The organism is Streptacidiphilus melanogenes (assembly GCF_000787835.1).
GTDB lineage: Bacteria > Actinomycetota > Actinomycetes > Streptomycetales > Streptomycetaceae > Streptacidiphilus > Streptacidiphilus melanogenes.
In genome coordinates, this window is record NZ_BBPP01000022.1 from 123071 (window position 1) to 133300 (window position 10230).

The following is a 10230-nucleotide window of genomic DNA, read 5'->3' on the forward strand; positions in this document are numbered from 1 at the left end:
GACAAAAGGGTCCCAAGCCGACGTCTGCTGACACGGCCCGCCCTTGCGGCGGTTGGGCTCTCGCGTTCACGGCGTGTTCGTCTCGCCCTGTGGTGAGCGGTGCGTCACATTCACGCCTGCGCGATCCTCTGGGCCCTCGGGTGTGAGTGCTCTCAGAATCGGCCGGAACGGCGGGTGCCTACTGCCGAGTTCTGACGTGGCATGGGAGGATCACCCGTGCACGCACCGGGGGGTGTCTGCGGGGCGAAGTCGGGGTGTGCCGCGGGGAGCGGCGCAGGACGAAGGGGCTGGGGCGAGTGCTGAGCATCGGCGGCATGGAACGGCGTCCGTGGTTGCGCGGGGTCCTGCGCTGCGGACTGATGCTCGCGGCGGCGTCGCTCGCGGTGCTGCCGGCCGCCGGGACGGCGGCCGCCGCGCCCGTCGGCGGCGTCGGAGGCACCTCGGGCACCGGCTCGATCACCGGGCAGGCCGGACTCGCCAACCTCACCCAGGCCGAGAAGGCGCTGCTGCCGATCCTGACCCGGCTGCACAACCTCTACCAGCAGGTGGAGGCGGCCACGCAGCAGTACGACTCGCTCTCCGAGCAGCTGAGCCAGGCTCAGACGAACGTCATGGAGATCGACGTCCAGGTGACCGACGCGAAGAGCCAGGTCGCCGCCGGCACGGAGCTGGCCGGCGAGTTCGCCTCGCAGCAGTACCGCGACGGCGGGCTCTCCCAGATCGCCCAGATCGTCTTCGCCAACGATCCGGACGCCGCGATCCACGGCAAGGAGCTGCTGGACGCGGCGGCCCGTTCCCAGGCGGACCTGCTGCACCAGCTCGCCGACGACCAGGCCGCCCTGACCCTCTCGGAGACCGCGGCGAAGGCCGCGCAGTCCCGGGTCGCCCAGCTCGTCGCCGCGCAGGGCAAGCAGAAGGACACCGTCAACAAGGAGCTGACCGGCCTGGAGCAGCTCGTCTCCGGGCTGACGGGCGCGCAGCGGGACCTGCTGTCGCAGCTGGAGCAGAAGGAGGCCAACGCGGCGCAGCTCGCGCTGCTGGCCTCCGGCGTGCTCGGCAAGGGTGGCGAGAAGCCGTCCGCGGCGGGCGCCGCGGCGGTGGCCTTCGCCTTCGCGCAGCTCGGCAAGCCGTATGTCTGGGGCGGCGACGGGCCCAAGGTCTTCGACTGCTCGGGCCTCACCTCGCAGGCCTGGCTCGCCGCGGGCGTCCCGATCCCGCGCACCAGCCAGGAGCAGTGGGCCCAGCTCACCCATATCTCGCTGGACCAGCTGCGCCCCGGCGACCTGATCATCTACTTCCAGGGCGCCACGCACGTCGCGATCTACATCGGCGGCGGCATGGTCATCCAGGCCCCGCACCCCGGCGCGTTCGTGGACATCGCGCCGATCGCTCAGAACCCGATCCTGGGCGCGGTGCGCCCCGACCCCCAGGACTCCTCGCTCGGCAGCTACACCCCGCCGACGGCTCCCTCGGGTTCGCAGAACCCCCAGCCGATCGGGCCGACGCTGCCGCCGACCCCGAAGCCCACCCCCAAGCCGACGCCGAAGCCGACCCCGTCCCCGACCACCGGGCCCACGAAGTCGCCGACGCCCACCCCGACGCCGAGCCCGAGCGGTTCGTCCTCCGGCAGCCCCACCCCGAGCCCGTCCCCGTCGGTGACTCCGTCGACGTCGGCGTCGGCCTCGACGACGGCCTCGGTCTCGCCCTCGGCGGTGTCCTCCGCGACGACGAGCACGAAGGTGGCCCTGAGCCCGAAGCCGTAAGGATTCGGGCCCGGGCCTTCAGCCGGTGCCTACACCTGCTCGAGACGTATCACGACCGACTTGGACGTCGGGGTGTTGCTCGTCTCGGCAGTGCTGTCCAGCGGGACCAGGACGTTGGTCTCCGGGTAGTACGCAGCCGCGCAGCCGCGGGTCGTCGGGTAGAGGACGACCCGGAAGCGCGGCGCCCGGCGCTCGACACCGTCGCGCCACTCGCTGACCAGGTCCACGAAGGCGCCCTCGGCGACGCCGAAGTCCGCCGCGTCCTCGGGGTGCAGCAGGACCACCCGGCGGCCGCCGGTGATGCCGCGGTAGCGGTCGTCGAGGCCGTAGATCGTGGTGTTGTACTGGTCGTGCGAGCGCAGCGTCTGGAGCAGCAGGCGGCCCTCCGGCACCTCGGGCGCCGTCATCTCGTTGACGGTGAAGTTCGCCTTGCCCGTGGCGGTCGGGAACGCCCGCTTGTCACGCGGCCCGTGGGGGAGGGCGAAGCCGCCGGGGGCCTTGATCTTCGCGTTGTAGTCGTCGAAGCCCGGGATGACCCGGGCGATGCGGTCGCGGATGTTGCTGTAGGAGGCGTTGAAGTCCTCCCAGGGCACCGTGTTCTGCGGGCCGAGGGTGCGCCGCGCCAGTTTGCAGACGATCGCGACCTCGGAGAGCAGGTCCGCCGCCGGGGGCTTCAGCGCGCCGCGCGAGGCGTGGACCATGCCCATCGAGTCCTCGACGGTGACCTCCTGCGGGCCGGAGGCCTGGCGGTCGAGGTCGGTGCGGCCGAGCGTCGGCAGGATCAGCGCGCGGGCGCCGGTGACCACGTGCGAGCGGTTGAGCTTGGTCGAGACGTGCACGGTGAGGCGGCAGTTGCGCATGGCCGCCTCGGTGACCTCCGTGTCCGGCGTCGCCGCGACGAAGTTGCCGCCCATCGCGAAGAAGACCCGCACCTTGCCGTCGCGCATGCCGCGGATGGAGTCGACCACGTCCATGCCGTGCTCGCGCGGCGGGTCGAAGTGGAACTCCCGGCCGAGCGAGTCCAGGAACGCGGCGGCGGGGCGCTCGAAGATGCCCATGGTGCGGTCGCCCTGCACGTTGCTGTGGCCGCGCACGGGGCAGACGCCGGCCCCCGGCCTGCCGACGTTGCCGCGCAGCAGCAGGAAGTTGACGACCTCGCGGATGGTGGGCACGGAGTGCTGGTGCTGGGTGAGGCCCATCGCCCAGCAGACGATGATCTTCTCGGACCTGAGCACCAGCTGGGACAGCTCCAGGATCTGGCTGTCCGGAAGGCCGGTCGCGGCGTGGACGTCGGCCCAGTCGGTGCGCTTGGCCTCGGCGGCGAACTCCTCGAAGCCCGCGCAGTGCTCCTCGATGAAGGCGCGGTCCAGGACCGTGCCCGGGGCCTTCTCCTCGGCCTCCAGCAGCAGCAGGTTGAGCGCGCGGAAGAGGGCGAGGTCGCCGCCGAGCCGGATCTGCAGGAACAGGTCGGTCAGCTTGGTGCCGGTGCCGAGGAGCCCGCGCGCGTTCTGCGGGTTCTTGAACCGCTCGAGCCCGGCCTCGGGCAGCGGGTTGACGCTGACGATCGTCGCCCCGGCCCGCTTGGCCCGCTCCAGCGCGGAGAGCATGCGCGGGTGGTTGGTGCCCGGGTTCTGCCCGGCGACGATGATCAGGTCGGCCTGGTAGAGGTCCTTGAGGTGGACGCTGCCCTTGCCCACGCCGAGCGTCTCCACCAGCGCGGAGCCGGAGGACTCGTGGCACATGTTCGAGCAGTCCGGCAGGTTGTTGGTGCCCAGCTGCCGGGCGAAGAGCTGGTAGGCGAAGGCGGCCTCGTTGGAGGTGCGGCCGGAGGTGTAGAAGACCGCCTGGTCCGGCTCGTCCATCGCCTTCAGCTCGTCCGCGACGAGTTGGAGCGCGTCGTCCCAGGAGAGCGGCGTGTAGTGGGTGGCGCCCTGGTCCAGCAGCATGGGCGTGGTGAGACGGCCCTGCTGCCCGAGCCAGTAGCCGCTGCGCTCCGCGAGCTGCTCGACGGAGTGCTCGGCGAAGAACTCCGGTCCGACCCGGCGCAGGGTCGCCTCCTCGGCGACGGCCTTGGCGCCGTTCTCGCAGAACTCGGCGGTGTGGGTGTGCTCCGGCTCCGGCCAGGCGCAGCCGGGGCAGTCGAAGCCGTCCGGCTGGTTGAGCTTCAGCAGCGTCTTCACCGCGCGCGGCAGACCCATCTGCGCCGCGGCGATCTGCGTGGTGTGCCGCAGCGCGGGCACGCCCGCCGCGGCGTGTGCCGGGTCGCCGGTCGTGGGCGCATCCTGCACCGGGTCCGTGACGGGAGCCTTGCGGGCCATGCCCCCCACCTTTCCTTCGCTGTGACTCGCCGAGACTTCGCCGTCGTCGACCCGGACATCTTTCCACTAGGCCGCAAGGGGAGTGAATAGGCCCATTCAGACAATCCCCGAACACCTTGGCCACGCGTCGGCTACTCGTCCGTATCGCGGGCGCCCCATGGTCCGAACCGTTCGTGACCTGCTAGAAACAGATCTCCTTCTCTCCAGCGACGGTGGGCGACCGGACCGTCCCGATCGCAAGGTGGGTGATCGCAGGTGCGATTCCTGCGCGTAGGATCCGCGGGCTCCGAGCAGCCCGCGCTGCTGTTGACCGCGGACGCGGCGGCGGCGCACGACCTGTCGGCGGTGACGCCCGACATCGACGGCGCGTTCCTCGCCTCGCTGACGCCCGAACTCCGGGCGGACCTCGCCGCACGGGCGACCGCGGGCGAGTTCCCGCTGCTGCCCCTGGCCGGCTCGCGCGTCGGCGCGCCCGTGGCGCGCCCGGGCAAGGTCGTCTGCATCGGCCTCAACTACCGTGACCACGCCGAGGAGACGGGCCAGGCGATCCCGGCCGAGCCGGTCGTCTTCATGAAGGCCTCCGACACCGTCGTCGGCCCCTACGACGAGGTCCTCGTCCCGCGCGGCAGCGCGAAGACCGACTGGGAGGTCGAACTCGCCGTCGTCATCGGCGCCCGTGCCCGCTACCTCGCCTCCCCGGCGGACGCCGACTCCGTGATCGCGGGCTACGCGATCAGCAACGACGTCTCCGAGCGCGAGTGGCAGCTGGAGCGCGGCGGCACCTGGGACAAGGGCAAGTCCTGCGAGACCTTCAACCCCCTCGGCCCCTGGCTCGTCACGGCGGACGAGGTGCCCGACCCGCAAGCCCTGGGCCTCCGCCTCCGGGTCAACGGCGAGGTCCGCCAGAACGGCTCGACGGCGAACATGATCTTCGACGTCCGCCACGTGATCTGGTACCTCAGCCAGTTCATGGTCCTCGAGCCCGGCGACATCGTGAACACCGGCACCCCGGCCGGCGTCGCCATGGGGACCCCGGGCCAGCCCTGGCTGCAGCCTGGCGACGTCATGGACCTGGAGATCGACGGCCTCGGCGCGCAGAGGCTGCCGGTGGGCAAGGCGTAACCCCTCGGGGGCGCGGGGCGTCTGCAGGCGGGCGACCATGCGCCTCAGGGGCGCGGGGCGTCTGCAGGCGGGCGACCACGCGCCTCAGGGGCGCGGGGAACTGCGCGAGCAACCACCGGCGTGCGGATGGCCCTGCGCGTTCGGCGGCCACCTCGTCGGGTGGCTTGTCGCGCAGTTCCGCGCGCCCCTGGGTCGTGCAACTTCCGCGCGCCCCTGGGTCGTGCAACTTCCCCGCGCCCCCGAGGTCCCTGCAGCTAACTCTCGGAGAGGAGCAGCAGTCCGGCCAAGCCCTCGATGAGCTTCGCGCCCGGCCCGACGCCGTCGTAGCGCGCCAGCAACCGCCTCAGTACCGCCGCGCTCTGCGCGTCGTGCAGAGCCGTCACGGCGAACATCGCCACGAACTGGTCCACCAGCCAGTCCCGCAGCGACTCCACGTCGCCGACATCGCCCTCGTCGAGGGAGGTCAGCGCCGTGGCCTCGACGACCGCGATCCAGGAGCGGATCAGCAGGCCGAGGCGCGGGCCGGGGTCGGCGACCTCCAACTGCTGGATGATGGCGTGGAACGCCGCCCGCCGGACCTCGTCGACCATCGCCGTCGTGCGGTGCGTCTCCACCGCCGAGCCGCCGCGCAGCAGCGCGCCGTAACCCGCCGCGTGCTCGTGGACGAAGGAGAGGTAGCGGTCCAGCGCGTGGGCGAGGCGTTCCGTGGGGGAGCCCTCTGCCGGTTCCACGAACCGGCTGATCAGCTCGCTCGCCGCGCTCCTCAGTGCGGCCTCGTACAACTGCTGCTTCCCGCCAGGGAAGTAGCGGTAGACGAGCGGCCGCGAGGCCTCCGCCGCGGCGGCGACGTCATCGAGGGAGACCTCCTCCGGCGCGTGGCGGCTGAACAGCTCCAGCGCCACCGCGATCAACTGTTCGCGGCGCTGCTCGACCGGCAGCCGCCGGTACGGTCCGCGGCGCGCACGTGGCGCAGCCGGCGCCGGGGCCGCAGCCGCGGGGGTCTCGTCGACGGTCGCTCGGGTCGTCACCCGCCCAACCTTACGCCGCCCATGGGCCCCCGAAGCAGGGCGAAGCCGCGCCGTCCCTCGGCGGAACACCTCCTTCGAGCGGTCTGCGAACCGGTCGTTCACGGCGGGTCGCAAGATCCAGGCAGAATGGCGCCATGGAACGCGTCGCGCGGGTCGCCCGCCACGTCTGGCGGTACATCTGTGCGGCGCCCGGCACCTACCTGTGGTTGCTGTTCCTGGGCCTGAACACGATCGCGCTGACGCAGATGCCGCCCCGCTACCGGCACTGGTGGCTGGAGACCCACAGCACCAACCTGGCCGAACTCAGCCACCATCCGGTCAAGGTCCTGATCAGCAGCGCCTTCTGGACGCAGACGCCGAGCTTCCTGTTCTGGTTCGTGGTGTTCAACATCTTCCTGGTGCCGGTCGAGCGGCGGCTCGGTACCGCGCGCTGGTTCGGCGTGGTGGCCCTCGCCCACGTCGGGGCGACGCTGATCAGCGAGGGGACGGTGCGGCTGCTCATCGACGCCGGGCTGGATTCGCACCGCGAGGTGTTCGTGCTGGACATCGGGGTCAGCTACGGGGTGTCCGGCGGGGTCGGCGTGCTGGTGTGGCTGATCGACCGGCCCTGGCGCTGGTGGTACCTGGGCGTCACGGCCGTCTTCTTCGTCGTACTGCTCGCCTCCGGCACCGACTACACCAATCTCGGACACCTCTGCGCCTACCTGATCGGCCTGGCCTGCAAGCCGTTGACGAGGGGGCGGGCGGACAAGGGGATCGATCCCGCCAAGGTCATCCGCCAGGTCCGGCAACGGGTGGGCAAAACCCAGGGTTAGCACCCCTCTCCGTGGTGCAAGATGCTGCCATGGCAGACTCCCTCACCCCGCGCCGGATCGCCGACGACTACGTCGATGCGATGGCCCGGCAGAATCCCGCCGTCGCCGCCTCCCTCGGCCTGTATCCCGAGGACCGGCGCCAACCCGATCTGTCCCCGGCCGGTTTCGACGCCGAGGCCGAGCTCGCGCGCCAGGCGCTCGCCGCGCTCGACGCGCTGCCCGCCGACGCCCTCGACGACCAGGCCGAGGCCGCCTGCGCCCGACTGCTGCGCGAGCGCCTCACCGCGGAGCTCGTCGTGCACGACGCCGGCGACCACTTCCGCTCGCTCAACAACATCGCCTCGCCGATCCACCTGGTCCGCGCGATCTTCACGATGACGCCGAGCGACACCGCGGCCGACTGGGAGCTGCTGGTCGGCCGGATGGCGAACACGGCCGAGTCCGTCCGGGGCTACCAGCGGACCCTCGCCGAGGGCCTGCGCCGCGGCCTGGTCAGCGGCCCGCGCCAGGTGAGCACCGTGATCGAGCAGTTGGCCGCCTGGTTCGAGGACGAGGACAGCTGGTACCGCGGTTTCGCCGCCGACTGCCCCGAGGCGCAGCGCGCCGACCTGGACGCAGCCGCCGAGCCGGCCGCCGCCGCGATCGCCGACTTCCGCACCTTCCTGCGCGACGCGTACGCGCCCGTCGCCGCCGACCGCCCCGACACCGCCGGCCGCGAGCTCTACCTGCGCTCCGCCCGCCTCCACACCGGCGCCGACCTGGACCTCGACGAGGCCTACGCCTGGGCGTGGACGGAGTTCCACCGTCTCGAGGCCGAGATCCGCGCCGAGGCGGAGAAGGTCAAGCCCGGCGCGACGCCGCAGGAGGCCATCGAGTACCTCGAGACCTCCGGCCACGCGGTCGAGGGCGTCGAGGAGATCCGCACCTGGCTCCAGGCCATCATGGACGAGGCCATCGAGGCCCTCGACGGCACGCACTTCGACATCCGCGGCAAGATCCGTCGTGTCGAGTCGCGCATCGCCCCCGCGGGCAGCGCCGCCGCGCCGTACTACACCGAGCCGAGCCTGGACTTCTCCCGTCCCGGCCGCACCTGGCTGCCGACGCTGGGCCGGGACACCTTCCCGACCTGGCAGCTCGTCAGCACCTGGTACCACGAGGGCGTCCCCGGCCACCACCTCCAGCTCGCGTCCTGGGTCGCCGCGGCGGACCAGCTCTCCACGTACCAGGTCACCCTCGGCGGCGTCAGCGCCAACCTCGAGGGCTGGGCGCTGTACGCGGAGCGGCTGATGGACGAGCTCGGCTTCTTCGGCGACCCGGGCCGCAGGCTCGGCTTCCTGGACGAGCAGATGCTGCGCACCATCCGCGTCATCATCGACATCGGCATGCACCTGGGCTTCACCATCCCCGCGGACTCCCCGTTCCGCCCCGGTGAGACCTGGAACGCGGAGCTGGCCACGGAGTTCTTCGCGGCCTACAGCGGCAGCCCGGCGGAGATGCGCGAGAGCGAGATCACCCGCTACCTCGGCTGGCCGGGCCAGGCCATCGGCTACAAGCTCGGCGAGCGCGCCTGGCGCGCGGGCCGCGAGGCGGCCAAGGCCGCGGCACAGGCCCGGGGCGAGGAGTTCGACCTCAAGGCCTGGCACATGAAGGCCCTGTCCCAGGGCAGCTTCGGCCTCGACGACCTGATCGCCGAACTGACCGCGCTGTAGCACTGCGCGCACGGACGTGATCCGGCGGAACCCTGCAGCACCGAGTGCGTGCGGGCCTCGCGCGGGCGGCAGCCGCCCGCGCGAGGCGGGCCTGAGCGGCCGGAGGACGCGCTCCCACAGCCACCCTGCAACACGCGGGGGCGCGGGGCTCTGCTGATGGGCGGCACCGCCGCGTGGGCGCGATGATGGGCGGCACCGCCGCGTGGGCGCGACGCGCCCCACCCCCGGCCTTCGGCCGGGGTGCCCCCATGTCGGTGGTTTCTGCCGCAGTTCCCCGCGGCCGCGCCGCGTGGGCATGACGAGCCGCCTTGCCCGGCGCTCGGCCGGGGTACCCCCATGTCGGTGGTTCCTGCCCCAGTTCCCCGCGGCCGCGCCGCGTGGGCATGACGAGCCGCCTTGCCCGGCGCTCGGCCGGGGTCATCCGGATGCCGGTGGTATTTCGCGCGGTTCCCCGCGCTCCGCCCTGCGTGCGCGGAATGCCCGCGCCCCCTGCGGCTCGGTGTCGCGGTTTCTCGTCGGCCGGAGAACCCACCGGATACGGTGGGATCTCGGGCGACCTGAGGGGGTCTCGTGGAGCGGGAAATCGTCGCGGAGTCGCGGCTGGACTCCGTCACCGTCTACGCCTCCGGGGCGTTGTGCAGGCGGCGGGTTGTCGTGGCGGAGCCGTGGGCCGGGTCAACCCGACTGCGTGTCAGCGGCCTGCCGCTCGTCGCGGACGCCGCGACGCTGCGTGCCCGCGCCCTGACCCCGGGGTTCCGGGTGACGGACGTGCGGCGGGAGGTGCGGGCCGAGCCGCAGACGCCCGAGCGCCTCGCGGCGTTCCAGCAGGCGGTCGACGCCGCTGAGGAGGCCTACGACGCGGCGTACGCGCGACGGGAACGGCTGGCCGCACGGGTCGACGCGACGGCGTCCCTGCGCGCGGCGCCGCCCGCGCCCCGGCGCGGGGACCCGCCGCGGCCCGCCCCGGTCGAGGCGTTCCTCGCGCTGGCCGAGTTCGTCGACACGCGGCTCGACGCCCTGCACGGGCGGCTGCTCGACGCGGAGGACGCGGTCACCCGCGCCTCGCACGAGCTGGATCTCGCCCGCCACCGCCTCGCCGAGGCCTCCAGCGCCCTGCCGACCGAGACCACCCGCACCACCGCCGACGCCGTACTGACCCTCACCGCCGACGACGAGCCCGCTGAGACCGGCGAGTTGGAGCTCGAGTACGTCGTCCCGGGTGCGACCTGGTTCCCGTCGTACCAGCTGCGGCTCCCCCGCTCCGCGAACGCCGCCGAGGGCGCCGGCACGCTCGCCCTGCGGGCGAGCGTCGCGCAGCGCACCGGGGAGGACTGGACGGGCGTGCGGCTCAGCCTCTCCACCGCGGACCTGTTGCGCCGCACCGAACTGCCCGAGCTGCGCTCGATCCGGCTGGGCCGCCGCCAGGAGGAGACCGCTCCCGCGCCGCTGTGGCGGGAGCCGCCCACCGGAACGGC

Annotated in this window: 7 protein-coding genes; 5 read left to right on the top strand and 2 right to left on the bottom strand. The window is 72.7% G+C overall.

What is annotated here, in order from left to right; genetic code table 11:
• Positions 1–314 precede the first annotated feature (314 nt).
• Entirely contained in the window at positions 315–1763 is a 1449-nt protein-coding gene (locus TR49_RS23000; RefSeq protein ID WP_152627411.1) for a C40 family peptidase, read from the top strand.
• A gap of 29 nt (positions 1764–1792) precedes the next feature.
• Here the strand turns inward: TR49_RS23000 and TR49_RS23005 are convergent, their stop codons facing one another.
• Positions 1793–4081, bottom strand: a complete 2289-nt coding sequence (locus TR49_RS23005; protein WP_042384503.1) for an FdhF/YdeP family oxidoreductase — start codon at positions 4079–4081, stop codon at positions 1793–1795.
• A gap of 255 nt (positions 4082–4336) precedes the next feature.
• Between TR49_RS23005 and TR49_RS23010 the strand changes: the two genes are divergently transcribed.
• Entirely contained in the window at positions 4337–5203 is an 867-nt protein-coding gene (locus TR49_RS23010; protein ID WP_042384506.1) for a fumarylacetoacetate hydrolase family protein, read from the top strand.
• A 254-nt stretch (positions 5204–5457) separates the two neighbouring features.
• Here the strand turns inward: TR49_RS23010 and TR49_RS23015 are convergent, their stop codons facing one another.
• Complete coding sequence (locus TR49_RS23015) at positions 5458–6231, bottom strand: TetR/AcrR family transcriptional regulator (protein ID WP_042384508.1); 774 nt, start codon at positions 6229–6231, stop codon at positions 5458–5460.
• A gap of 134 nt (positions 6232–6365) precedes the next feature.
• On the opposite strand from TR49_RS23015, the gene TR49_RS23020 reads away from it, so the two are divergent.
• The 3 genes from TR49_RS23020 to TR49_RS23030 all read left to right on the top strand — a co-directional run.
• Entirely contained in the window at positions 6366–7046 is a 681-nt protein-coding gene (locus TR49_RS23020) for a rhomboid-like protein (protein WP_042384510.1), read from the top strand.
• A 29-nt stretch (positions 7047–7075) separates the two neighbouring features.
• Positions 7076–8755 (top strand): DUF885 domain-containing protein, encoded by a 1680-nt coding sequence (locus TR49_RS23025; RefSeq protein ID WP_042384511.1) that lies wholly within the window; start codon positions 7076–7078, stop codon positions 8753–8755.
• Between the two features lie 570 nt (positions 8756–9325).
• Positions 9326–10230 (top strand): DUF4139 domain-containing protein (locus tag TR49_RS23030; protein WP_042384516.1); only part of this gene is annotated, 905 nt, incomplete at its 3' end.

Coding starts and splice junctions, on each gene's coding strand:
- TR49_RS23025 (WP_042384511.1), top strand. CDS start 7,076: ATGGCAGACTCCCTCACCCCGCGCCGGATCGCCGACGACTACGTCGAT.
- TR49_RS23020 (WP_042384510.1), top strand. CDS start 6,366: ATGGAACGCGTCGCGCGGGTCGCCCGCCACGTCTGGCGGTACATCTGT.
- TR49_RS23000 (WP_152627411.1), top strand. CDS start 315: ATGGAACGGCGTCCGTGGTTGCGCGGGGTCCTGCGCTGCGGACTGATG.
- TR49_RS23005 (WP_042384503.1), bottom strand. CDS start 4,081: ATGGCCCGCAAGGCTCCCGTCACGGACCCGGTGCAGGATGCGCCCACG.